This window comes from Arthrobacter sp. Sr33 (assembly GCF_054511195.1).
Map to the genome: position 1 here is coordinate 314,360 of NZ_JBTNDD010000003.1, position 22,729 is coordinate 337,088.

Below are 22,729 nucleotides of genomic sequence, written 5' to 3' on the forward strand. Positions count from 1 at the left end.
GATGCAAGAGGGATTGTTCGATAAGTTCGGACCACGGCTGGAGGGTTGGAGATGACTGAGAAACAAGACCCCAGCGCCGGCCTGTACGCCATCTCGGTGGCGGCTGAGCTGGTCGGAATGGGACAGCAGAATCTGCGGCTCTATGAGCGGAAGGGCCTGCTCGACCCGGCCCGAACCCCCGGCGGGACCCGGAAGTACAGCGATCTTGATCTGGCGACACTGCGCCGCATCGAGCAACTACTCGGCGAGGGACTGAATCTTGCCGGCATCAGGATGGTCCTGGTACTGGAAGCCGCGAACGGCAGGCTGCGCGACGAGCTCGACGCCGCCGAGTAACCCGGCCAGCAGGCCAGGCGAGTAGCCGACTGAGTAACCCGGGCGGCCTAGGCCCGGCCCTTCAGGATCAGGTTCCAATACACCCGAGGCAGGATGCGCCGCTCCAGTACAAAGGTGGCACGGTGCTCCCGCATGATGCCTTTCCACGGGATGGACGGCTTCGCCCGGTACTGGTCATCAAATTCCGAGAACACCACCGTGGACCGCGACACCGTGAACGGGCAGGCCGAATAGTTGTTGTATTTCGCGTTGACGCTTTTGCCCTTCAGGACCGCCATCAGGTTCTTGGCAACCACCTGGGTCTGCTGCCGAAGGGCGGCGCCGGATTTGGAATTCAGGGTCGCCGCCGCGTCACCGAGGGACCAGACGGCCGGATACCTGATGGACCGCAGCGTCTCGGGGTCCACCTCGACAAATCCCGCAGGGTCCCCGGGCTTCGACAGATCGGTGGCCTTGAGCCAATCCGGCGCGGACTGCGGCGGGACGGCGTGGAGCACATCGTAGGTCAGGGTCTCGCTGCCACCGACACCGCTGCCAGCACCAAGGTCCTGCACCGTGACTGTGCGTTCGACGGCGTCGACGGCGGTGATCTCACTGTTGTGGCGCACCTCGATACCGTACTCGGCGATCTTGCGGTTGAGTTCCTCATTGGCCACCGCCTCGGCGAACACCGTCGGGGTGGGAACAATCAGCATCACCCGGATGTCCTCGAGAACGCCCTGCTGGGCCCAATAGTCACAGGCGAGGTACATCGGCTTCTGCGCCGCTCCCCCACAGGTGAGCGGCCCCGGTGGCAGGTTGAACACCACCGTCCCGCGCCGCAAGTTCCGCAGCAGCTCCCAGGCCTTGGGTGCCAGCTCGATCTCATAATTGGACGCCCCGTACTTCGATGCCATTGCGTCCGCCAGGCCCGGTACCGCGTCCCAGTCCTTCTGGATGCCGGGGCAAACCACCAGCTGGTCGTAGCGAATCTGGTCACCTGATGCCAGGTGGATGGTGTTCTGGCCTGCGTCGATGTCGACGACGGCGTCCCTGACCCAGGTCACGCCGCGGGGAATCACCGAGGCCTGAGGCCGGATGGCCTCCGACGCCTCGGCTGTTCCGCCGGCAATGTGGGAAAACAACGGCTGGTACAGGTGCCGGGAGCTGGGCTCCACCACTGCAATGCCTTTGGCGCCATACCTTCGGAGCCGTGCTGCGAGCGATATTCCTGCATTTCCGCCGCCAATAATGACTATTTGATGGCGGGTCGGCTGCGGATCGCTTGCGGCAGCGGCCACGGCCTAGGCTGACTTCTCGGTGAGGGCGCTGGCCTTATGGGCAGCCTTGGCGCCGGTCTTGTCCGACTCGACAACGTACTGTGGCTCGTCGTCGCTGGCACGGTGGGTGTTGCCATCCAGTTGGAAATCACTGATTTTCTTCTCCACAATTTTTCCGTGGGTAGTGCCCTGCGGGGTGTTCCACTCCACGCTCGTGCCCTTGGTCAGTGCCACAGTGACTCCTTCAATCGACAGTGTGCTTACCAGCCTACGGCCTATTCCGTGTAGGACTGCGGGATTGACCTATGAAAAGATGGAAGCCACCAGACGCACGCTGTCGTGCAGGCGGGGTATCACCCTGCACGACGACGGAGGACTTCATGAAAGACGGCGAAACTACAGCAGTGCACGGTCGCCATCTCCCTGATCACCCGACAGCCCCCGCCCCGGAACCCGGGGCGACGACGACGTCGTCGGCCTCGACGTCGACTTTGGCCGCGCCGGGGGCGACACGTAAGGGGTTCCGGCCCGAGGTCCAGGGTCTTCGGGCGCTCGCGGTCCTGATGGTGGTCACCTATCACATCTGGTTTGACCGGGTCTCCGGTGGCGTGGACATCTTCCTGCTCATTTCAGCGTTCCTGATGACCCTGACGTTCGTGCGGAAAGCCGACCGGGGAGCCCCCTTCGCCCTCCTGGCGCACTGGGTGCACCTGTTCAAACGCCTGCTGCCCGCCGTCGTCGTGGTCCTGATCGGAACCATCACCGCGTCGCTGCTGTTTCTGCCGAAGGCCCGCTGGAGTATGGTGCTCGAGCAGTCGTGGGCGTCGCTGTTCTACTTCCAGAATTGGCTGCTGGCGTCCGAATCCGTTGACTACTACGCCGACACGAGTGTGGCCAGTCCGCTTCAACACTTCTGGTCCCTCTCCATCCAGGGCCAGGTCTTCATCCTGTGGCCGCTGCTCTTCCTGGCAGCGAGCCTGGTGGCGAAAAGCATTCACCTCCGGTTCCAGACGGTCGCCGCGGTGATCTTCGGTGCGCTGTTCGTTGCGTCGCTCGCCTTTTCCATCTATCAAACCGATGCCAACCAGTCCTACGCGTATTTCGATACCCGAGCCCGGCTGTGGGAGTTCGCGCTGGGAACACTGCTGGCTTTGGCGCTGCCGTATGTGAAACTGCCGAAGGCCGCAGCGGTAGCGGCGGGCTGGATCGGGTTGGCGGGGATGCTGAGCGTCGGCTACCTGGTGGACGTCGAGGGCGAGTTTCCTGGTTTCGTTGCGCTCTGGCCGCTCGTCGCTGCGGCGCTGATCATCACCGCTGGGCAAACCGGAAGTCGCTTCGGCGCTGACCGGCTCCTCTCCTGGGGGCCGCTGGTAAAAATGGGTGACCTGTCCTACGCGCTCTATCTATGGCACTGGCCCGTGCTGGTCATTTACCTCGTGTATCGGGGACAGGACGCCGTCGGCCCCGTTGCGGGCCTGGCCATCATCGGCTTGTCGCTGATCCTCGCGTACTTCACCACCCGGTTTGTCGAACGCCCACTGCGGAGCCTTCCCCGGGTAGAGGCTAGCCGGGTGCGCAGCCTCGCAGTCATCGCCGTCTGCGTCACCCTCGTCTCCGTTTCGGTGGCCAGCGTGCAGTGGACCATGCGGGCACAGGCTCAAGCCCTGGCCAGCCAATCCGACACGCAAAATCCGGGCGCCTATTCGCTGCTGCCCGGCTTCGTCGACCGCTCCACGGGTGACTCACCGCCGCTACCGGATCTGGGCAGCCTCGACGCCGAGTGGGGCGTGCTCGGCGAGAAGTGCGTAGGAAAGCACATTCCGGTAGAAAACGACCGAGCTGTCCGCGGTTGTTCCTTCACCCCCGCGGAGGGAACACCGGCGAAAGAGATCCTGGTCATCGGCGACTCGCACACCGAGCAATGGCTGGAACCCATCGAACTTATGGCCCAGCGAAACAACTACCAGGTGACGGCCCTGCTGCTGGGTGGGTGCAGCTACGGCACTGAAAGCGACAACCGTTCCGAGGCCTGCAACACGTTCAACGACGCCGCGACGGACTACGCGCTAAGGATGAAGCCCGACGTCGTGTTCACCATGGCGACCATCTCCCACAAGGCAACCACTGCCGAACGTGAGGTCTCCGGTATCGCTGAGGCCAGCAAAATTCTCGGGGAAGCAGGCATCCCCGTGATCGGGATGCGGGATAACCCCAGATTCGAAATCAATATGATCAACTGCGTCGAGGAACACGGGCCGGACGCTGCCGAGTGCACCTTCCCGGTTAGCGAGAAACTTGCCGCGACCGCGCCGGTGCCCTCGGCGCAGGAAACGGGCGGCGCGCTCCGCTTCATGGACCTCACCGACCTGATCTGCCCCGCAGGGATCTGCAGCCCAGTGGTGGGCAACGTCTATGTCTACCTGGACGACAACCACCTCACCATTTCCTACACCGGAACAACCCTGCCGCAATTCGAGGAGCGCTTCCACGCCGCCTTGGGCTGACGCCAACCGGGACCAAGATGCCTCCAACCGGGCTTGAAGAGAGGGACAGGGCCGGTGGCCCCGTCCCTCTCTTTACCGGATGGTTTATCTGGTCCGGATCACGCTGTTTGTCCAGCGACCTGCCTAGCGGCGCTTGGTGAGTCCGCTCAACAGGTTCGCGGGTCGCTGCTGCTCGCCCTGCTGCGCACCGAGGACAATGACCACTCCGCTGACCAGGGGCAGTGCCCACTGGACGATCTTGAGCTGCTTCTGTGCTGCGGCCAGTTCTGGTGAGCTGGAGGCGCCTGGTTCGGTTGCCCCTTTCGCACCCTCATCGGCCAGTTCCCCGACCTTCTTGCCCAGGATCCCGGCGTACAGTGACAGGCCCATTCCGGCGACCGTCACGACTGACTTGACGACGGTGTTGGCCAGCGCGCCGTCCTGTCCTGCGACCCGGCCCTTGTTGCCGAGGATGAGGCCGACGCCGCCAATGGCGTGGGCGCCGAAGGCTGCGGTCTGGATGGGGGTCCATTTGGCCCAGCCCACCGTCGCCAGACGGGTGCGTTCCTTCGGATCCTTGGCCTCCGCGGCCGCGCCGTTGAGGCCGACGGCACCCATCAGGGATCCGCCAAACCAGGCAGCGGCACTCAAATCGTGAACGGATCGTGCCAGTAGATTTCCAGCCATAGTGATCACTCCTCCAATAGATTTCCGTTGAATAACGGCAAAACTTGTTCCCTAAGCATACTTACTATCGGGTGGTTACGCACACCAGGGTCACCCCGCGGCTGTCTGCGGGGCGCCTTGAGGCCTCCCGCTGGCACCGGCATCGCATAGGCTTCCCGCATGAGCCGCACACCAGCAGCGACTCCTGCCACCGTCGCCTTGAGCGCCGCCGGGGTCCACTTCTCAGTGCTGAACTACGCCCACAATCCTCGGTCGGGCAGCTACGGGGCGGAGGCAGCGGAAGCCCTCGGCGTCGACCCGGCACGCGTTTTCAAGACCCTCATGGTGGATGTGGACGGAACGCTCACGGTCGCCGTCGTCCCCGTTTCCAGCTCGCTCAATCTGAAGGCGCTCGCGGCCGCTTCCGGACGGAAGAAGGCGGTACTCGCCGACCCTGCGCTGGCCCGGCGGCGGACGGGTTACGTCCTGGGCGGCATCTCCCCGGTGGGACAACGGCAAACCAGCCCGGCAGTGGTCGATGAATCCGCCCTGAGCTTCGCCACCATCCTGGTGTCCGGCGGGCGGCGCGGGTTGGAGATTGAGTTGGCGCCGGCGGACCTGATCAGGGTGACCAGCGCGACAGTGGCATCCATTGCGCAACGATAAAGAACCTGAATCCGTTATCGTAAAAAAACTTTGTCCGTTTCCGTGACAATAGTTACCCCTGGAAAGTAATCTTCTGACACCCGCCCTCTAGGCGGGCCCTAGATGACAACGCAGTCAATGGAGGAATTCCGGCATGGGAAAATTCTTTAGATCGACCAGGCTTTGGGCTTTGGGCGCAGCCTCGGTGGTTGCATTACCCCTCCTCGGGAGCGGCCCCGCCCTGGCGGATGCCAACTTCCCCTCGACCGAGGGAAAGACCAGCACGGCAAGCATTCTGACCTACGAGGACATGGTCAAGGACCTGCTCAAGCTTGAACGAAACAGCCGCTACGACGTGGATGTCTTCACCCTGGAGGAGGCCGGCACCACGGTCAACAAGAGCGAACAGGGCCAGGATCTCTACGTCGCCACGGTAGGAAACGGACCCGAGGATGTTTGGGTACAGGGTCGCATCCATGGCAATGAACCGTATGGAACTGAATCCATTCTGAGTCTGCTCAAGAGCCTCGGCACCAACGGATCAAGCAATTACCAGGAAATCCGTGACGCCTTCACCATCCACTTCATCCCGATGTACAACCCGGATGGAAGTGAGATGAACATCCGGCAGACCGTCCTCTGGGACGACGCAGCGAACGCGCCGCTGTTGGACACTTCAGGAAATGAGCAGCGCGTCGACCTGAACCGGGATTGGGTCGCAGACCAATTCCGGGCCGACGAATCCCTTGCATTCTACGAATACTGGACCATGGTCAAGCCTGACTACGGCATCGACATTCACCACCAGGGCCTCAAGCAGGAGTATGGAACCGGCGACGACGTCACCCTGTCCCTGGGCATCTCCCTGGCACCGGGCGGGCCCACCCTTCCCGCCCTCGCTAACGGCGAGTACGACATCCTCACCCGGCAGATGCACGGCTACGTGTACGAGGAACTCAGCAAAACAGGCTTCATCAACATGGACCGCTACCAGGTAGGAGGCAGCCTCGAGATCGACATCAAGGGAGGCGTGGTGTCAGCGATGATGCTCGGACTGGACTACCAGGGCATGAACCCGACCGGGCACTCCACTCCAGTGGTATTTTTCGAAACCTCAGGCAACACCAGCGACGGCTCGCTGGGACAGAAGGCCAGGGGCAAGAGCATCCAGCAGAACATCCTCGCCATGGAGACGCTGCTGCTCGGACTGGCCACCGAGGAAGTACAGGCTGTCGATCCTGAAGTGTGGGAGGAAATTCCGCACGCACCGGTGACCGGCTACCTGACCGACTACGCGGGCGTCATACCAGTCACACCGTAGTACCAGTCCTGGTTGCGGGGATTGTGCGCCGGAAAGCTCATCGACGCAGAATCCCCGCGGCCAGCCCAAGATAGTCCCTGCAGGACGAGCTGTCCAGACCGGACCGCAGTTTCAAGCCGACTTTGTCAAAGATAGTTTTATTGCCTAGCGCAATCGGTTTTTTGCTATTACGCTCCGGTTACGGTCACTGCGTACGCTCGCCGGGACCGGAAGCATAAGATCCCAAGAGAGGTCCAGGTTTATGAAAAAATCGATCACTGCTGCCGCGTTGGCTGGAGCCCTGTTGTTCACTGCAACTCCCGCCGCCATTGCCGTAGGCGAAGGCCCCGGGTATGGCGGCAAGGAAACCATCAATACGTCGATCCTCCGCACCTACGACGAGATGGTGCAGTTTTTGCAGAACCAGGATGCAAAACAGCCGCACATGGAACTGGAAGTGATCGGCCAGTCCGTAAAGGGGCGTGACCTCTATCTGGCAAAGTACATCCAGAACCCAGACAACCCCACCATCCTCTTTCTGACCCAGCAGCATGGCAACGAGCAGTTGACCACCGAGGGAGCCCTTGAGTACATCAAGCATCTGGGCACGGGTAAAACCGGAGATGTTCTCGACGGCGTCAATGTACTGGTGGTTCCGATGCTCAACGCAGACGGCGCCATGGGCGACGTCGATTTTTCACTTGAGAACTACATCGCAAAGGGCGACCGGAACCTCACCCGGTTCAATGCACTGGGCGTAGACCTGAACCGCGACCACATCACCAAAATTCAGCCCGAAACACAAGCCCTCCACAACAACGTGCTGGCGAAGTACGACGTCGATTACATGATTGACCTCCACCACCAGGGCGCGAACAGCGAGCGGGATGGGCGCCTGGTCTCAGGCTCCATTTTGCACCCGACCACACCGAACGTGGACCCCGACGTCCTTGAGGGATCCAAACGGCTGGGAGCAGTTGTATTCGATGCCGTGGACTCCACCGGGTGGGGGCATCTTGGCAAGTACGCTGGTGGCTCTGCAGAAACCATCAGCCGGAATGGAATCGCTGTCGAGTACGGCATCTCTACGTTGCTTTTCGAGATGCGTGGCATGTCTGACCATTTCAACGAGGGAGCAATCCTCGGACAGAAGAGCAATGGGTACCTAATCAAGCAGACGATTACCACTCTGGATGCAACGGTTAGCGCGTTGTCGGACGGATCAATCGAAGACGCCGATACCTCGTTCTGGGACACGCTGGCAGTGCAGAACACCCGCACGGAATAAGGTCGCTGGACAGAGGGCTGCTCCCGCCGGTCTTCCGGTTCGGGGCAGCCCTTTGTGCTGCCCGGACGCTGCCGCGCTGGGGTGGTATCCCGGGGAATAGAACCGGAGTCACTCCAGTTGACGTAGTTACTACTGCAACGGCAGTGGGTCAGTGAAGGGAGTGCGCCGTGAGCGATCACGAAAGTCCGGCACCCGCGCATCAAGCCGAGGCCGACGGCGGGGCATGCCCCTCCTTCGTGGCCGCCATGGACGTCATCGGACGGCGCTGGAGCGGCATCATCATCGAGGCGATCGGTAAGGGCAACACCGGCTTCGCCGACGTCAGCCGATTTGTCCCCCACATCGGCGACACCATGCTCGCCAAGCGGCTCCGCGAACTTGAAACCGACGGGCTCATTCAGCGCGAAGTCATGGCTGGGCGTCCCATTCGCGTGCGCTACTCACTTACCGTCGCCGGGCTGGCCCTGCTGCCCATTCTGCGGGACATCACCGCGTGGGGACATGCCTATTCGGTGACCGAGCAAACCGCAGCTGCCGAACAGGCGCCCACAGACCACCACCTCAACAAGGGACGATAAAAACTATGGCTTTCGAACTTGGCATCCTCACCTTTGGCGAGCTGACCACCGATCTGACGACCGGACGCATGCCCTCCCCCGAGGAGCGGATGAAGCAGACCATCGAGCAGGCCCGCGTCGCCGACGAGGTGGGCCTCGACGTCTTCGGCGTCGGCGAACACCACCGCACCGACTTCGTCGCCTCAGCCCCGCACATGGTCCTCGCGGCCGCAGCCATGGCAACCAGGAACATTCAGCTCACCAGCGGCGTTACCGTGCTCAGCTCCGAGGACCCGGTCCGGGTGTTCCAGAACTTCGCCACCCTTGACCTCATCTCCGGCGGCCGGGCCGAGATCATCGCTGGCCGCGGGTCCTATACCGAGTCCTTCCCCCTGTTCGGGTACGACCTCGGCGACTATGCCGACCTCTTCCGGGAAAAGCTCGACTTATTGCTGGCCATCCGTGCCGAAAATCCGGTGTCCTGGCAGGGCCGCCTGCGCGCACCGCTGGTCAACGCCGACATCGCGCCCCGCCCGATCAGCGACCTGCCCATCTGGGTGGGCGTCGGCGGCACCCCCGCCTCGGCGGTCCGCACGGGACAGCTCGGCCTGCCCCTGGCGTTGGCCCTCCTGCTGGGGCCCATCACCCAGTTCGAGCGCCCCGTGGATCTCTACCGTCAGGCATCGGTTGCCGCCGGCCATGACCCCTCCAGCCAGCGGATCAGCATCAACGCCCACGGCATGGTCGGCAAGACCAGCCAGAGCGCCCGCGACGACTTCTTTCCGTACTTCTCCCGCGGTCTGGGCGAGAACAACCACCAGCGTGGAGCCAGTTTCAATCTGCCGCGGAACGCCTTCGAGGCCCAGGCCTCCCCCGCGGGCGGCCTCCTGGTGGGCAGCCCCCAGGAAATCATCGACAAGCTGCTCACCTATCACGACCTGTACGGCGTCTCCCGCGCCGTCTTCCAGATGGGCTTCGGCGGAGTGCCGCAGCAGACTCACCTGGAAGCCATCGAACGCTTGGGCACCGAGGTGGCGCCCGTCATCCGCGCCGAGATTGCCTCCCGCGAATCGGTGAACGCATGAGCCGGCCCCTGCGCGTCGTCGTCGTCAATGGCAGCCCCACCCAACGCTCAAAGACCATGGGCCTGGTCAAGCTCATTACCGAGTCACTGTCGCAGAAGCTTGCGATCGAGGTCCACCAGACCAACGTCTACCACCTGGGCCCTTCCTTCACCGGCGCCATCTCGCGGGCGGATCTGGACCCGGCGGTCGAGGCCGAGTACGCCGCCGTCGAGTCGGCTGACCTGCTCATCGCCGCGACCCCCGTCTACCGCGGCTCCTATGCGGGGATGTTCAAGCACTTCTTCGACCTGGTGGGGCAGTACTCGCTGACAAACACGCCGGTCATCCTCGTCGCCACCGGTGGCAGCGACCGGCATGCACTCGTCATCGAGCACGCCCTCCGGCCACTGTTCGGGTTCTTCCAGGCCGCGACCATTCCCGTGGGCTTCTACGCGAACTCCGGAGACTTCGACGGCGACCTGGTGCTCAACGCTGAGGTGTACAGCCGGATCGAGGTCGGGCTGGGCGATGTCATCGATAGCCTGCACCAAACCGTCAACCGGTGAGCAAAGTAGACATTCGATAAGGACATTTCCACCACCGGCGCCTACCTTGACCCACTCGGTCCGGATTGCTCACCGGACAGAGGGGGTCGCTGACCGCCGCATCGGTATTCGGCTAGAGTTATACAGGTGAGGAATGGCCTACGGAACCCCGGTGTAGCGTGATTGACGACGCCGAGACGGACTCCCGGCGCCCCACCACCGCCCCCGCCTTTGTCCTTGCACAACTGCGCCGTGCCATCATCGCTGGCGACCTACTCCCCGGGCAGGCCCTCCGGCAGGACGCCCTCGCCGAACGCTTCGGGGTCAGCCGCGTCCCCCTCCGTGAAGCCTTCAAGGTACTGGAAGGCGAAGGGCAGGTGGTGTACGCACCACACCGCGGCTACAAGGTGGCCACCCTTTCGCTCACCGACCTTCTCGAGGTGTACCGCATCCGCGAGATCCTCGAGGCTGAAGCCGTTCGAGTCGCGATCAGGCGGTCCGACGACGGCGTCGTCACCCTGCTGAGAGCGGCAGCCCAGGAAGTAGAGACGGCGAGCGCGGCCGGAGATCTGCTGACCATGACCGAGGCGAACCGGCGGTTCCATTTCCTGATGGTGACCTCAGCCCGGATGCCGCGCCTCGAAAAACTGATCCAGGTGTTGTGGGATGCCACAGAGACCTACCGGTTCGTGTACTACGGCGACGAGGCCAACCGCCACCGGGTCGAGAATGAACACCAATGCATCATCGAAGCTTTCGCCGATCGCGATGCCGACCGGGTCATCACCCTGCTCAACGAACACCGCAGCCATGCTGTCGACGCCCTGAGGACTTTCCTGAACGGGAAGTGACCCTCGTCACGAAATATTTGTGATCCCTGTTACATTCTGACCGGAAATTGGATACAGTATCCAAATGATCTGGTCACCGCCGCGCTCCTTGACGCTGCTCGCACCCTTGTTGCCCGGGGTACCGAAGTGCCAGCAGCCACGTTTCGGGAATCACTTCCATGAGTGACTGGCTCGGTCTGGGTGGCCAACGGGTCTTGGTCGCTGGTGCTGGCGGTATTGGCAGCGCCTTGGCTGGAGCTTTTGCCGACGCGGGAGCCCGCGTGGTGGTTGCCGACGTGAATCCGGCCGGCCTCGCCGCCCTGGATCCTCGGGTGCACCCCCTCGAAGTGGATCTCTCCACCACCGCCGGGTGCGACGACGCCGTCGCCCGCGCAGCCGCCGAACTCGGCGGACTCGACGTCCTGGTCCACGCGGTGGGCGTCAACAACCGGGTCCCACTGCTCGAAACCACCGACGATGACTGGGATCGCATGATCTCCATCAACCTCACCAGCGCCTTCCGCCTCGGCCGGGCCGCCGGCAAGCTCATGGTCGCCGCCGGCTACGGGCGCCAGGTCTACTGTTCCTCGGTGTCGAGCCTGCTCGCCCACCCGGACCACGGCCCCTACGCCGCCAGCAAGGGCGGCCTGAACCAGCTCCTCCGCGTGATGGCCCGCGAATGGGCCGCCGACGGCGTCACAGTCAACGCCATCGCCCCCGGCTACGTGGAAACCGAACTCACCCGCGGTCATCTGGACAAACCGGGCGTCCGCGAACACTACACCTCACTCGTCCCCGCCGGCCGACTGGGCACCACCGGCGATCTCACCGGCCCCGCCCTCTTCCTCGCCTCCCGCCAGGCCGCCTTTGTCACCGGCCATGTGCTCTACGTTGACGGCGGGCGGACCCTTGTCTGAGCAAGAGTGGGCTGAGCAGGAGTCAGCCGAGCGCCAGCCGACCGAGAAGGCCGACGGCGGCCGCTTCCCGTTGCTCGCGCCGGGGGTGCTCGACGACGAGCAGCTCGCCCTTTACAACACGATCGCCGGGCCACCCCGTGCGGGTGGCCCCTTCCTGGTGGTCGACGACGACGGCCATCTGGCCGGGCCGTTCAACGCACTGCTGTACGCCCCGCAGATCGGCCAGGCCGTGCAGGCGCTGGGCGCAGCGCTCCGGTTTGGCGGGAAACTGCCCGCCCGCACCCGCGAACTGGTGATCTGCGCCGTCGCCGCCGAACGCTGCTCAGCCTACGAATGGTATGCGCACAGCAGGGTAGCCCTCACCGTCGGCATCACCCCAACGGAACTGGAAAACCTCCGTGGGGGTTTCGTCCCGGCTGAGCTACCCGACGACGAACTCTCGGCCCTGACGTTCACCGCCGCCCTCCTCAACGGGCGGGCCGTCTCCGATGTCGACCATGCAGCCGCGCTCGAGCACCACGGCCACGAAGGCATCACCGAGCTGTCCATCCTGGTGGGCTACTACCGGGCCCTGTCCGGGCTGCTCGCCGCCGGCGACGTCGGCGCACCAGCGGCCAGGGCGCCAGCCACCCCCAATTCTCAACCTCCATCACACATCACCACCACCACTAAGGGAGAACGTCCATGACCACCTCACCACTGCACCGTCGCAGGGTCCGGCTTGCCGCCGCTGCACTCACCGTCCCCGCACTGTTCCTGTCTGCCTGCGGCAGCCCCGATACCAGCGGCGGAGACAGCGGCGGCGGAGACGCCAGCGCCGCAGCCGACGGCGGCACCCTGTCCATCGCCACCGGCGGTACCGGCGGCGTGTATTACCCCCTCGGCGGCGGCTTCGCCACGATGATCCGCGACAACGTCGAGGGCTACGACGCCACGGTCCAGGAGACCAACGCCTCCGTGGACAACATGCTCCTGATCGAGAACGGTTCAGCCCAGCTGGCCTTCGCCGTCGGCGACGTTGTCTCCGACGCCGTCGAGGGCGTCAACGACTTCGAGGGCAACCCCATCGAAATCTGCTCACTGGGCAACACCTACAACAACTTCATGCAGGCCGTCACCGTTGATGGCACCGGCATTGAGGGTGTCGCTGACATGGAAGGCAAGGTCGTCTCGGTCGGCGCTCCCGGCTCGGCCACCGAGGTCGCCGCCCTGCGTATCCTTGAGGCCGCCGGCATCGACCCCGAGTCAGGGGTGGAACGCCGTCAGCTCGGCGCCGCTGAAACCGTCGCAGCCCTGCGTGACGGCACCATCGACGCTGGTTTCTGGTCCGGCGGCCTGCCCACCGGCGCGCTGATCGACCTCGCCAGCGACGGGGACATGAACCTCCTCAACATCGGCGAGTACGCCGAACAGCTCTCCACCGAATACGGCGACTACTACGTCGAGGAAGACATCCCCGCCGACACCTACGAGGGCCAGACCGAGGCAGTCTCCGCGATCGCCTCACCGAACATCCTCGTAGCCAGCCCGGAAATGGACGAGCAGCTGCAGCAGGACATCACCGCGGCGATCTTCGACAACGTTGAAGCCCTCACCCAGGTGCACCCCGCCGCCGTCGAACTGGATGCCGCCACCGCAGGGGACATCGCCTACGTCGAAACCTGCCCCGGCGCCCAGGCGTACTTTGACGAAAACGCAGGCTAACCACTGATGCGCAAGCCCGCCGTCGTCGTCGCCGTTCTGGTGTGCCTTGGCACGCTGGGCGGTGGGGCGTTCGCGGTTGCTGCCCAGAGTGTCCCCGAACGGGACGCTCCCGGGCGCAGCATCGTGATCACCAACGACGACGGCGGGCTGGCCTCGGTTCCCCTTCCCGGGGATACTTTCGCGGTCAGCTACCGCAATTCGATTTACGGAACCATCGCCGAGGAACGTTACACGGTCCTCCCCGACGGCAGATTCCGGCTCCACCAGATCGCCGCCGACCAGCTCGCGGTGCTCGAAGAGTATTACGGTGTCCCCGGCGCCCCCACCCCCGCGGACCCCAACGACCGGCGGAACTTTGTGGTCGAGCCCGACCCAGCACACCCCGCCGTGTTCACGGACCTTTCTATTGCCGCCACCGATCTCGGTGAACGCACCCTCCACCTGCCCGGAACAGCGCCCGTTTCGCTGTGGGACATGGTCGACGACGATCAGCCCTTCATCCTGCTAGACATCAAGGAGACCCCATGACCGAGCGAATTGACGGCGACGGCGCCGTCAAGGCCGGCAAGCTGCACCGCCCCACCCCCGACGAGGCGATCGATCCGAGCCGCCGCGACGAAGCGCGAATACCCGACGACGCCGAGATCAACCCGATCGATCGCAGCGACGAGATCGATGAAGACGCGCTGATCGCCGAGTTCGAGGCGGAGAAACCCGCCCGGCAGCTGGCGGGTCTTCCTGCCCTGGTGGTCAAGGTCGTCGCCGGCGGCATGTCGGTCTTCGCCCTGTACTGGGTGTTCAACCCGATGGCGACGCAGTTCTATCTGCCAGCGTTCCTGATGGTCGGGCTGTCCCTGACCTTCCTGGTGTACCGCGGGTGGGGCCGGTCGGATAAGGCCAAGGAAACCGGAAAATCCGATAATCCACACATCCTGGACTGGGTATTTGCTGCCATCGCCGTGGTGCCCTTCGCCTACATCATTTCCGACTGGGACTCCTTCTTCCGCCGCGCCATCAATCCCACCTACCTCGACCTGGCCATGGGCATCATCGCCATCCTCGTGGTCCTGGAAGCCGCCCGGCGGACCGTCGGTATCCTGGTGCCGCTGGTGGTCGTGGGATTCTTCGCCTACGCCTACTGGGGCCCGTACATTCCGGCGCCGTTCAACACGTCGTCGTTCGACTGGATCCGGCTGGTGGGCCACAACGTGATGGGCACTCAGGGAATCTTCGGGGTGCCCACCGACGTCGCTGCAACGTACATCATCCTGTTCACCATCTACGGTGCCGTGCTCGGCGCCTCGGGTGCCACCAAGTTCTTTATCGACCTCTCCTTCTCGGCGTTCGGCCAGTCGAAGTCCGGCCCCGGCCGGACCGTCACCCTGGCGGGCTTCCTGCTGGGTACCGTGTCAGGTTCCGGCGTGGCCACCACCGTCACCCTCGGTGGCATCTCCTGGCCGCTGCTGCGCAAGGCCGGTTACCCGAAGGAACACGGTGGTGGCATCCTGGCCGCCGCGGGTATCGGCGCGATCATGTCGCCTCCAACCCTCGGCGCTGCGGCGTTCATCATCGCCGCCCTGCTGGGCGTGTCCTACCTTGAGGTCCTGATCTGGGCCACCATCCCCACCCTGCTCTACTACTTCGGCATCATCCTCGCCATTGAGATGGACGCCCGCCGGTTCAAGACCAAGGCAGTGGAGATGGACATCAAGCCCGTCGGCAAACTGCTGCTGCGCTTCGGCTACCACTTCAGCTCCCTGATCGCCATCGTCGCCTTCATGGCCATGGGCATGACCCCGTTCCGGGCCGTGGTCTTCGCCACGGTGCTCGCCTTTGTGCTGAGCTTCTTCGACCGCGAGTCCTGGATGACCCCCCGGCGGATCTGGGATGCCCTGGCCACCGGAGCCACCGGCGCCCTCTCCGTCATCCCCGTGATGGCGGCGGCGGGCCTGATCGTGGGCATCATGACCCTGACCGGTCTGGGCCTGAAGCTCGCCAGCATCATCGTCGACTTCGCTGGCGGCAGCCTCCTGCTCACCGCGATCTTCTCGGCTACCGCGGTCATCCTGCTGGGCCTGGCGGTGCCGGTCACGGCGAGCTTCATCATCTCCTGGGTGATCATCGGCCCCGCCCTGCAGGACGTGGGCGTGCCGGGCTTCGCCGCAGCGATGTTCATCTTCTACTACTCGGTCCTCAGCGAGGTATCGCCCCCGACGGCGCTCTCGCCGTTCGCCGCGTCGGCCATCACCGGCGGCAAACCGATCAAGACCATGTGGCTCACCTGGCGGTACACCCTGTCCGCCTTCCTGGTGCCGTTCATCTTCGTCCTCTCCGGCTCGGGTGTTGGGCTGCTGCTCCAGGGCGGCGTCGCTACCGTGGCACTGGCCTTCTCCGTGTCGATCCTCGCGGTCGCAGCGCTGGCCGTCTCCACCGGTGGCTGGCTCATCGGCCCGGCCCGCTGGCCGGAACGGGTCATCCTGGCCATCGGGTCCCTCCCGCTGCTCACCCTCGATCCGCTGAACATTGGGATCGGCATCGCGATCATCGCCGTCGGTGTGGTGGTGCACCTGATCGGCCGGAAACGGCACCCGTATGATCCGGACGCCGAGCCGGCGGAAGCAGACTCAGCCGATTCGGTTGATTCGGTTGATTCGGTTGATTCGGTTGATTCGGCAACGAGGACGACGGCGTCGGCCACCTCCTCGGGGGCCGGTGCGCACCGTGCGTCGTCCGCCGCGGCAGGCACCTCGTCGCCGAAGAGTGTTGCGTCGTCGAAACCCACCACGGGTCCCGCCGCTTCATGACCAAAGCACCGTCGACGCACGCAGCGGTCACCATGCTGCAGGCCGTCTCCGTCACCACCACAGGGGTGCTTCCTGCCTTCCTGCTGGGTGCGTTGGCGGTGCAGATCCGTGGGGACCTGGACATTGGTCCAGCGGAAATGGGGATGGCTGCGGCCACTCTCTTCACCGTGTCCGGTGTACTGGCCCGCCCGTTGGGCGGGCTGGTGCAGCGCATCGGCGCCGCGAAAGGCATGGTCGCCTCGTCGACGCTCGCCGCCGTCGCCCTCGCCGGTGCCGGTCTGGCGCCGACGTTCGCGCTGCTGATCGTGGCCCTGTTTGTCGGTGGGCTGGCCAACGCGATGGCCCAACCGTCGGCGAACCTGGGCATTTCCCGGGCGGTCAATCCGAACCGGCTGGGCCTGGCGTTCGGCGTCAAGCAGTCCTCCATCCCGGCGGCCTCAATGATCGCCGGGATCGCCGTCCCGGTGATTGCCCTCGCCGTCGGCTGGCGGTATGCGTTCCTGCTCGGCTCGCTGATGGCCATCGCGATTGCCGTGTGGGCGTTCTTCAGCGCACCCGGCACCCGCCCGACCCAGCCCGGAGAAACCCCCAAGGCCGACCGCGGCACCCCCAGGGGCGGGTTGGTGATGCTGAGCGTGGGCGCCGGGCTCGCCGCCGCGGCGGCCACCTCGCTGGGCGTGTTCCTGGTGGACTCGGCGGTGCAATCCGGGATGGCGCCCGGAACCGCCGGGCTGCTGTTCGCCGGCGCGGCGCTGCTGGGCCTGGTGATCCGCATCCTGCTGGGCCTCGCCATGGACAGGTACCCGCACCGCAGCCCGCTCGTACTGATCACCAATCTCCTCGCGACCGGGGTGATTGGGTATTTGCTGCTCGCCCTGGGCACCAGTTCGCTGCTTTTCGTGCTCGGTGCGCTGTTGGCCTACGGCGCCGGTTGGACCTGGCCAGGCCTGGTGCACTTCGCTGTGGTCCGCGACAACCGCGCCAACGCGGCCACCGCCACCGGCGTCATCCAGACCGGGCTGTCCCTGGGTGCCGCGGCCGGGCCGCTGCTGTTCGGGCTGCTGACCGCCGCCACCTCGTATGACACCGCCTGGCTGGCCGCCGCCGTCGTCGCCGCCCTGGCAGCCGTGACGTTCACGGTGGCTCGCCGCATGATCCGCCGGTCGCGGGCACTCACCGCCGCCGCGCCGCCGGCCACAGACCACACCTTGACCCCAATGGAGGAGAAGAGATGACACCCACGCGTTTCGCAGTGGTGGGAGGTGGCATCGTTGGTGCCGCCGTCGCCCGCCGGCTGCTGCAGGTCCAGCCCGACGCCCACGTCACCGTGCTGGAGAAGGAACCCATCCTTGCCGGACACCAGACCGGCCGGAACTCCGGCGTCGTCCACGCCGGGCTGTACTACACGCCCGGATCGTTGAAGGCGCGGCTCTGCCGGCAGGGCGTGGACATGCTCAAGGAGTACTGCGAGGAGAAGGGCCTGCCCTACGACGAGTGCGGCAAGGTCCTCGTGGCCCGCAACCCCGTCGAGGAAGGCCGGCTCGGGGACATCATGGACCGCGCGGTCGCCAACGGTGTGCCGGGCGTGCGCCTCATCAACAAGGACGAGCTGCTGGACCTCGAACCCCACGTCAAAGGCACCTCTGGCCTGCACTCCCCGCACACGGCGATCGTCGACTACGGCGCGATCACCCGCTCCCTCGCCAAGGACGTCGAGGCCGCCGGCGGCACCGTCCACACCAATTTCGAGGTCACCGCCCTGACCGAACGCGCCGGGCAGACGGTGGTCACCGGCAAGCACCACGGCACCGAAACGTCCGACGCCTATGACACGGTGATCGTCTGCGCCGGGCTGCAGGCCGACCGGGTGGCGAAGCTCGCCGGCGACGACGACGACCCCAAGATTGTGCCGTTCCGCGGCGAGTACTATCTGCTGCGCCCGGAACGCCGGCATCTGGTCCGCGGGCTGGTGTACCCGGTACCGGACCCCCGGTATCCCTTCCTTGGCGTGCATCTGACCCCGACCACCGACGGCGAGGTGATGGTGGGCCCCAATGCGGTGCTGGCCCTCGCCCGTGAAGGCTACAAGTGGTCCACTATCTCGCCCCGCGACCTCAAGGACGCGGTGATGTACTCGGGATTCCGGGCCTTCGCGAAGCAGCACTGGCGCACCGGTGCCGCCGAAATGCTCGGGTCGCTGAGCAAGCGCCGGTTCGTCGCCGAAGCGCGCAAGTACGTTCCCGAGATCACCGCCGACGACGTCGTCCCCGGCCCCCGCGGCATCCGCGCCCAGGCGCTGACCCGCGACGGTTCCCTGGTGGACGATTTCCGGATCACCCGGCAGGGCTCAGTGTTGTCCGTAAGGAACGCGCCATCGCCCGCCGCCACCTCCTCGCTCGCCATCGCCGAGCACATTGTCTCGCTGGCACTCGACCGCGACTCCGACCGAAAGGACACCTCATCCCTGTGACTACGCACCCTCTGACAACTTCCCCTGTTTCCCCGCTCGCCAAAGGCCTCTGGGGCGTGCTCGCCACGCCCTTCTCCGGCAACGACTTCGCCGTCGACACCGAGTCGCTCCGCAGCGAGGTCCGCCTCTATACCGGGCTGAACGCCACCGGCATGGTGGTGCTCGGAGTGTTTGGCGAGGGTGTGTCCCTGGACACCGCCGAGCAGACCCTGATCGTGACGACCGTCGCCGAGGAAGCCGGTGACACTCCGTTGGTGGTCGGCCTGTCGGCGCGGTCGACGGCGGTCGCAGTCGAGCAGGCGCGCACCGCGGTCGCCGCCGCGGGCAGCAACCTCGGTGCGCTGATGGTGCAGGCCAATAGCGCCAACCCCGAGCTGCTCGCCGCGCATCTGACGGCGATCAACGAGGTCATCCCAGCCGAGACCGGCGCCGGGATTGTGCTGCAGGACTATCCGGTGGCTTCGGGTGTGAAGATCAGCGCCGCACAGATTCTGAAAGTGCTGGAGCTCTGCCCGTTCATCAGCGCCGTGAAGTCCGAGGCGCCACCCACCGCCGTCCCCATCGCCGCGCTGACCGCTGCCACCACGGTGCCGGTCTTCGGCGGGCTGGGCGGGGTCGGGCTGCTCGATGAGCTGGCCGCCGGTGCGGCCGGCGCGATGACCGGGTTCTCCCACCCGGAGGGCCTGCAGGCGGCGTTGACCGCGTTCGCCGACGGCGGTTTCCCAGCCGCCCGCGCCGCGTTTGCCCCGTGGCTGCCGCTGGCGAACTTCGAGGGCCAACCCGGCATTGGACTCGCCCTCCGCAAGGAGATCCTGCGCCGCCGCGGCATCATCGCCGACGCCGCGGTACGCCCGCCGTCCCCCACGTTGCCGCCGGCACTCGCCGACATGATCGACGCCCACCTTGATGCTGTGAAGGAGATTGCCTGATGGATACCGGACTCAAGGGGAAGAACGTGCTGGTACCGGGCGCGAGCTCGGGCATTGGCCTGGCCATTGCCCAGGCACTCGCCGGCGAGGGCGCCAACGTGGTGCTCGCCGCCCGCCGCGAGGACGTGGTGCAGGCCGAAGCCGCCAAGCTGCCCTCCGCCGTCGGGATTGCGATGGACCTGACCGACGACGGCGCCCCCGCCGCCCTGGTCGAAGCCGCCGAGCAGGCCTTCGGCCCGATCGATGTGCTGATCCTCAACAGCGGCGGCCCACCCCCTGGCGGTGCGGCGGATGTCAGCGACGAGCAGGCCCTGGCCGCGGTACACCAATTGCTGCTGCAGCACATGAGGCTGACCAACCTGGTGCTGCCCGGGATGCGCGAACGCGGCTGGGGCCGGATTGTCGCCGTCGGGTCCAGCGGAGTGCAGCAGCCGCTGCCCAACCTGGCGCTCTCCAACATCGGCCGGGCCGGGCTGGCTGGCTACCTCAAGACCCTGGCTGCCGAGGTGGCGGCCGACGGCGTCACCGTGAACATGGTGCTGCCCGGCCGGATCGACACGGACCGGGTGGCGTCCCTCGATGCTGCGGCAGCCAAGCGGACCGGCAGCACCCCGGACGAGGCTCGCGCCGCGTCGGAAAAGACCATTCCCGCCGGCCGGTACGGTGCGCCCGAGGAGTTCGGCGCCGTCGTCGCCTTCCTCGCCAGCGTCCCCGCCGCGTACGTGACGGGCGAACAGGTCCGCTGCGACGGCGGCCTGGTCCGCGGCTACTAGCCCACCCGCAATTTCCTGACTCTCTCGTTCCCTATCCTTTAACCATTGACAGAAAGAAGCGCTGACCATGCATTTGGCCTCAGTACGCGAAGGCGGCGACGAACTCGCCGCGGTGATCCACCCCGAGCGCGGCGTCGCGCTGGTCCGTGACCTCATCCCGGGCTTCACCGGCGACCTGTTGGAGCTGCTGGCCACCGATTCGCTGGCAAAGCTGGAGTCGTTCGCCGACTCAGCGGACACCGACGTCTTCCGGGACCGTGACACGGTGACCTTCGGCGCCCCGTACCGGCATCCGCGGATGCTGTGGGGCATTGGCCTGAACTATGTGGAGCACGCCTCCGATCTGTCCGAGGGGGTCCCGGACGAGCCGGCGTCGTTCATCAAGGGCGATCACACCATCATCGGGCCAGGCGACAACATCACCATCCCGCGCCAGAGTGTGCGCACCACGGCCGAGGCGGAACTGGGGCTCGTGATCGGCAGCTACTGCCGCGACGTGGAGCCGGAGGACGCGCTATCCTATCTGGCCGGCGTCGTCACCCTGCTGGACCAGACCGCCGAGGACATCCTGGAGAAGAACCCCCGGTTCCTCACCCGGTCCAAGAACTTTCCCGGCTTCTTCTCCTTCGGGCCGGAGATCGTGCCGCTGTCGGAGGTGGCCGACGACGCCGGGTCGCTGGCCGCCGTCGAGGTGTCCACCGTGATCAACGGCAAGGTGCACCGCAGCAATGTGGTCGGCAACATGAGGTACTCCCCCGAGTACCTGGTCAGTTTCCACAGCAAGGTGATGCCGCTCTACCCGGGGGACATCATCTCCACCGGCACACCGGGCGCCGTGCACATCAGGGCGGGTGACGTGGCGGAATGCCGCATCCCCGGCGTCGGGGTGCTCAGCAACCCGGTGGTCGACCAGACAACCAGTGTTGGTCAAGAAGACAGTGCTCATCAGGAAGGCAGTGGCGTCAGTGAGTGACACCCCCGACGACGGATTACCGGCCGGCCCCCTGGACGGCATCAAGGTGGCCGACTTTTCCAGGGTGCTCGCGGGACCGTTTGCCTCGATGATGCTGGCCGATTTCGGGGCCGATGTGATCAAGGTGGAAAGCCCGTCCGGCGATGACACCCGCAGCTGGACGCCGCCGGTGGACGAGTACGGCGTGGGCACCTATTTTTCCAGCGTGAACCGCAACAAGCGTTCGGTGGTGTGCGACCTGACCACGCCCGAGGGGCAGGCGGCGGCGCTGGAGATCGCGTTGACGGCCGACGTCGTGATCGAGAACTTCCGTCCCGGCATCATGGAGCGGTTCGGGCTGGATTACGAGTCCCTCATGGACCGGCGGCCGGACCTGATCTACTGCTCCATCACCGGGTTCGGCAGCACCGCCGGTGCGCACCTGCCGGGCTATGACCTGCTGGTGCAGGCCGTCGGCGGACTGATGAGCGTCACCGGCGGGCTCGATTCCGAGCCCAGCAAGGTGGGCGTGGCCCTGGTGGATGTGGTGACCGGGCAGAACGCCGTCGTCGGGATCCTCGCCGCGCTGCGGTCGCTGGAGCAGACCGGGGTGGGACAGCGGGTGGATGTGAACCTGTTGTCGTCGCTGCTGTCGGGGCTGGTGAACCAGGCGTCGAGCACGCTGGCCACCGGTGAATCCCCGCAGCGGATGGGCAACGCGCACCCGAGCATCGCGCCGTACGAGACGTTGCGGACCGCCGATGGCCCGCTGGCCGTGGCCGTCGGGACCGACAAGCAGTTCGCCGGGCTGGTCCGGGTGCTCGGTGTGCCCGAGCTTTCCAGCGATGAACGGTTTGCGGGAAATTCGAACCGGGTGGCCAACCGGGTGGTGTTGAAGTCCCAGCTGGAAGAGCAGCTGGGCTCCAGGTCCGCCGCCGAGTGGTCGGAGCTGCTCAGCGTCGCCGGTGTGCCCGCGGGGAAGGTGAACTCGATTGTTGAGGCGCTGGAACTGGCGGACACGCTGGGTCTCGCCCCCGTCGTCGAGATCGCCAATGCTGACGGGTCGCGGACCAGCCAGCAGGTCGCCAACCCCATCCACCTCTCCGGGACCCCCGCCCGGTACCGGCGCCCGCCGCCCCTACTCGGCGAGCACAATGGTGCCGCCTTTGACCTCCCCGCCGTTCCAGCGTTGCAACACCTACAGTGA

23 protein-coding genes are annotated in these 22,729 nt (G+C 65.5%); 20 read left to right on the top strand and 3 right to left on the bottom strand.

Features of this window, described 5'->3' with window-relative positions; all coding sequences use genetic code 11:
* Positions 1 to 51 precede the first annotated feature (51 nt).
* Entirely contained in the window at positions 52 to 336 is a 285-nt protein-coding gene (locus ACX80T_RS06605) for a MerR family transcriptional regulator (RefSeq protein ID WP_024476603.1), read from the top strand.
* A gap of 47 nt (positions 337 to 383) precedes the next feature.
* Here the strand turns inward: ACX80T_RS06605 and ACX80T_RS06610 are convergent, their stop codons facing one another.
* Together ACX80T_RS06610 and ACX80T_RS06615 are read right to left on the bottom strand one after the other, a co-directional pair.
* Positions 384 to 1,616, bottom strand: a complete 1,233-nt coding sequence (locus ACX80T_RS06610; RefSeq protein WP_459304019.1) for an NAD(P)/FAD-dependent oxidoreductase — start codon at positions 1,614 to 1,616, stop codon at positions 384 to 386.
* Positions 1,617 to 1,619: 3 nt separating this feature from the next.
* Entirely contained in the window at positions 1,620 to 1,829 is a 210-nt protein-coding gene (locus ACX80T_RS06615; RefSeq protein ID WP_459304020.1) for a hypervirulence associated TUDOR domain-containing protein, read from the bottom strand.
* 146 nt (positions 1,830 to 1,975) lie between these two features.
* On the opposite strand from ACX80T_RS06615, the gene ACX80T_RS06620 reads away from it, so the two are divergent.
* Complete coding sequence (locus tag ACX80T_RS06620; RefSeq protein ID WP_459304021.1) at positions 1,976 to 4,099, top strand: acyltransferase family protein; 2,124 nt, start codon at positions 1,976 to 1,978, stop codon at positions 4,097 to 4,099.
* Positions 4,100 to 4,222: 123 nt separating this feature from the next.
* Here the strand turns inward: ACX80T_RS06620 and ACX80T_RS06625 are convergent, their stop codons facing one another.
* Entirely contained in the window at positions 4,223 to 4,765 is a 543-nt protein-coding gene (locus tag ACX80T_RS06625; protein WP_024476607.1) for a hypothetical protein, read from the bottom strand.
* Between the two features lie 159 nt (positions 4,766 to 4,924).
* Here ACX80T_RS06625 and ybaK point away from each other — a divergent pair, with 159 nt between their 5' ends.
* The 18 genes from ybaK (at position 4,925) to ACX80T_RS06715 (ending at position 22,729) form a co-directional block, all read left to right on the top strand.
* A complete protein-coding gene (ybaK, locus tag ACX80T_RS06630) occupies positions 4,925 to 5,410 on the top strand; it encodes a Cys-tRNA(Pro) deacylase (RefSeq protein WP_459304022.1) in 486 nt (161 codons plus the stop codon).
* 133 nt (positions 5,411 to 5,543) lie between these two features.
* Positions 5,544 to 6,710, top strand: coding sequence for a M14 family zinc carboxypeptidase (locus tag ACX80T_RS06635; protein WP_459304023.1), 1,167 nt, complete (start codon positions 5,544 to 5,546; stop codon positions 6,708 to 6,710).
* A 241-nt stretch (positions 6,711 to 6,951) separates the two neighbouring features.
* A complete protein-coding gene (locus tag ACX80T_RS06640; RefSeq protein ID WP_459304024.1) occupies positions 6,952 to 7,977 on the top strand; it encodes a M14 family zinc carboxypeptidase in 1,026 nt (341 codons plus the stop codon).
* 167 nt (positions 7,978 to 8,144) lie between these two features.
* Positions 8,145 to 8,555, top strand: coding sequence for a winged helix-turn-helix transcriptional regulator (locus ACX80T_RS06645; RefSeq protein WP_116778462.1), 411 nt, complete (start codon positions 8,145 to 8,147; stop codon positions 8,553 to 8,555).
* A gap of 5 nt (positions 8,556 to 8,560) precedes the next feature.
* Positions 8,561 to 9,619: an LLM class flavin-dependent oxidoreductase gene (locus tag ACX80T_RS06650; RefSeq protein WP_459304025.1), complete on the top strand. Its 1,059-nt coding sequence runs from the start codon at positions 8,561 to 8,563 to the stop codon at positions 9,617 to 9,619.
* Complete coding sequence (locus ACX80T_RS06655) at positions 9,616 to 10,164, top strand: NAD(P)H-dependent oxidoreductase (protein ID WP_019484216.1); 549 nt, start codon at positions 9,616 to 9,618, stop codon at positions 10,162 to 10,164. Before ACX80T_RS06650 ends, ACX80T_RS06655 begins: the two co-directional genes overlap by 4 nt.
* A gap of 158 nt (positions 10,165 to 10,322) precedes the next feature.
* The gene (locus ACX80T_RS06660) at positions 10,323 to 10,994 is read left to right on the top strand and encodes a GntR family transcriptional regulator (protein ID WP_459304026.1); all 672 of its coding nucleotides are present in this window, start codon (positions 10,323 to 10,325) and stop codon (positions 10,992 to 10,994) included.
* Positions 10,995 to 11,152: 158 nt separating this feature from the next.
* The gene (locus tag ACX80T_RS06665; protein WP_459304027.1) at positions 11,153 to 11,890 is read left to right on the top strand and encodes an SDR family NAD(P)-dependent oxidoreductase; all 738 of its coding nucleotides are present in this window, start codon (positions 11,153 to 11,155) and stop codon (positions 11,888 to 11,890) included.
* The gene (locus ACX80T_RS06670) at positions 11,883 to 12,578 is read left to right on the top strand and encodes a carboxymuconolactone decarboxylase family protein (protein ID WP_459304028.1); all 696 of its coding nucleotides are present in this window, start codon (positions 11,883 to 11,885) and stop codon (positions 12,576 to 12,578) included. Before ACX80T_RS06665 ends, ACX80T_RS06670 begins: the two co-directional genes overlap by 8 nt.
* Complete coding sequence (locus ACX80T_RS06675) at positions 12,575 to 13,594, top strand: TAXI family TRAP transporter solute-binding subunit (RefSeq protein ID WP_019484212.1); 1,020 nt, start codon at positions 12,575 to 12,577, stop codon at positions 13,592 to 13,594. Before ACX80T_RS06670 ends, ACX80T_RS06675 begins: the two co-directional genes overlap by 4 nt.
* Positions 13,595 to 13,600: 6 nt before the next feature.
* On the top strand, positions 13,601 to 14,122 hold the full coding sequence (locus tag ACX80T_RS06680; RefSeq protein WP_024476616.1) for a hypothetical protein: 522 nt from the start codon (positions 13,601 to 13,603) through the stop codon (positions 14,120 to 14,122).
* Positions 14,119 to 16,398 (top strand): TRAP transporter permease, encoded by a 2,280-nt coding sequence (locus ACX80T_RS06685; RefSeq protein WP_459304029.1) that lies wholly within the window; start codon positions 14,119 to 14,121, stop codon positions 16,396 to 16,398. The genes ACX80T_RS06680 and ACX80T_RS06685 overlap by 4 nt, the downstream gene beginning before the upstream one ends.
* A complete protein-coding gene (locus tag ACX80T_RS06690; protein ID WP_459304030.1) occupies positions 16,395 to 17,633 on the top strand; it encodes an MFS transporter in 1,239 nt (412 codons plus the stop codon). Before ACX80T_RS06685 ends, ACX80T_RS06690 begins: the two co-directional genes overlap by 4 nt.
* Positions 17,630 to 18,868 carry an L-2-hydroxyglutarate oxidase gene (gene lhgO, locus ACX80T_RS06695; protein ID WP_459304031.1) on the top strand — a complete coding sequence of 413 codons (1,239 nt, stop codon included), beginning with the start codon at positions 17,630 to 17,632 and terminating at the stop codon, positions 18,866 to 18,868. The genes ACX80T_RS06690 and lhgO overlap by 4 nt, the downstream gene beginning before the upstream one ends.
* Positions 18,865 to 19,797, top strand: a complete 933-nt coding sequence (locus tag ACX80T_RS06700) for a dihydrodipicolinate synthase family protein (RefSeq protein ID WP_116778469.1) — start codon at positions 18,865 to 18,867, stop codon at positions 19,795 to 19,797. The genes lhgO and ACX80T_RS06700 overlap by 4 nt, the downstream gene beginning before the upstream one ends.
* Complete coding sequence (locus tag ACX80T_RS06705; RefSeq protein ID WP_116778470.1) at positions 19,797 to 20,570, top strand: SDR family oxidoreductase; 774 nt, start codon at positions 19,797 to 19,799, stop codon at positions 20,568 to 20,570. Before ACX80T_RS06700 ends, ACX80T_RS06705 begins: the two co-directional genes overlap by 1 nt.
* Before the next feature lie 67 nt (positions 20,571 to 20,637).
* A complete protein-coding gene (locus ACX80T_RS06710) occupies positions 20,638 to 21,543 on the top strand; it encodes a fumarylacetoacetate hydrolase family protein (RefSeq protein WP_459304032.1) in 906 nt (301 codons plus the stop codon).
* Positions 21,536 to 22,729, top strand: coding sequence for a CaiB/BaiF CoA transferase family protein (locus ACX80T_RS06715; RefSeq protein ID WP_459304033.1), 1,194 nt, complete (start codon positions 21,536 to 21,538; stop codon positions 22,727 to 22,729). The genes ACX80T_RS06710 and ACX80T_RS06715 overlap by 8 nt, the downstream gene beginning before the upstream one ends.

Bases quoted from the DNA above. Each gene is read 5' to 3' on its own strand.
- ACX80T_RS06605 (WP_024476603.1), top strand. From the start codon at position 52: ATGACTGAGAAACAAGACCCCAGCGCCGGCCTGTACGCCATCTCGGTG.
- ACX80T_RS06620 (WP_459304021.1), top strand. From the start codon at position 1,976: ATGAAAGACGGCGAAACTACAGCAGTGCACGGTCGCCATCTCCCTGAT.
- ACX80T_RS06625 (WP_024476607.1), bottom strand. From the start codon at position 4,765: ATGGCTGGAAATCTACTGGCACGATCCGTTCACGATTTGAGTGCCGCT.
- ybaK (WP_459304022.1), top strand. From the start codon at position 4,925: ATGAGCCGCACACCAGCAGCGACTCCTGCCACCGTCGCCTTGAGCGCC.
- ACX80T_RS06635 (WP_459304023.1), top strand. From the start codon at position 5,544: ATGGGAAAATTCTTTAGATCGACCAGGCTTTGGGCTTTGGGCGCAGCC.
- ACX80T_RS06640 (WP_459304024.1), top strand. From the start codon at position 6,952: ATGAAAAAATCGATCACTGCTGCCGCGTTGGCTGGAGCCCTGTTGTTC.
- ACX80T_RS06650 (WP_459304025.1), top strand. From the start codon at position 8,561: ATGGCTTTCGAACTTGGCATCCTCACCTTTGGCGAGCTGACCACCGAT.
- ACX80T_RS06655 (WP_019484216.1), top strand. From the start codon at position 9,616: ATGAGCCGGCCCCTGCGCGTCGTCGTCGTCAATGGCAGCCCCACCCAA.
- ACX80T_RS06665 (WP_459304027.1), top strand. From the start codon at position 11,153: ATGAGTGACTGGCTCGGTCTGGGTGGCCAACGGGTCTTGGTCGCTGGT.
- ACX80T_RS06675 (WP_019484212.1), top strand. From the start codon at position 12,575: ATGACCACCTCACCACTGCACCGTCGCAGGGTCCGGCTTGCCGCCGCT.
- ACX80T_RS06680 (WP_024476616.1), top strand. From the start codon at position 13,601: ATGCGCAAGCCCGCCGTCGTCGTCGCCGTTCTGGTGTGCCTTGGCACG.
- ACX80T_RS06685 (WP_459304029.1), top strand. From the start codon at position 14,119: ATGACCGAGCGAATTGACGGCGACGGCGCCGTCAAGGCCGGCAAGCTG.
- ACX80T_RS06690 (WP_459304030.1), top strand. From the start codon at position 16,395: ATGACCAAAGCACCGTCGACGCACGCAGCGGTCACCATGCTGCAGGCC.
- lhgO (WP_459304031.1), top strand. From the start codon at position 17,630: ATGACACCCACGCGTTTCGCAGTGGTGGGAGGTGGCATCGTTGGTGCC.
- ACX80T_RS06705 (WP_116778470.1), top strand. From the start codon at position 19,797: ATGGATACCGGACTCAAGGGGAAGAACGTGCTGGTACCGGGCGCGAGC.
- ACX80T_RS06710 (WP_459304032.1), top strand. From the start codon at position 20,638: ATGCATTTGGCCTCAGTACGCGAAGGCGGCGACGAACTCGCCGCGGTG.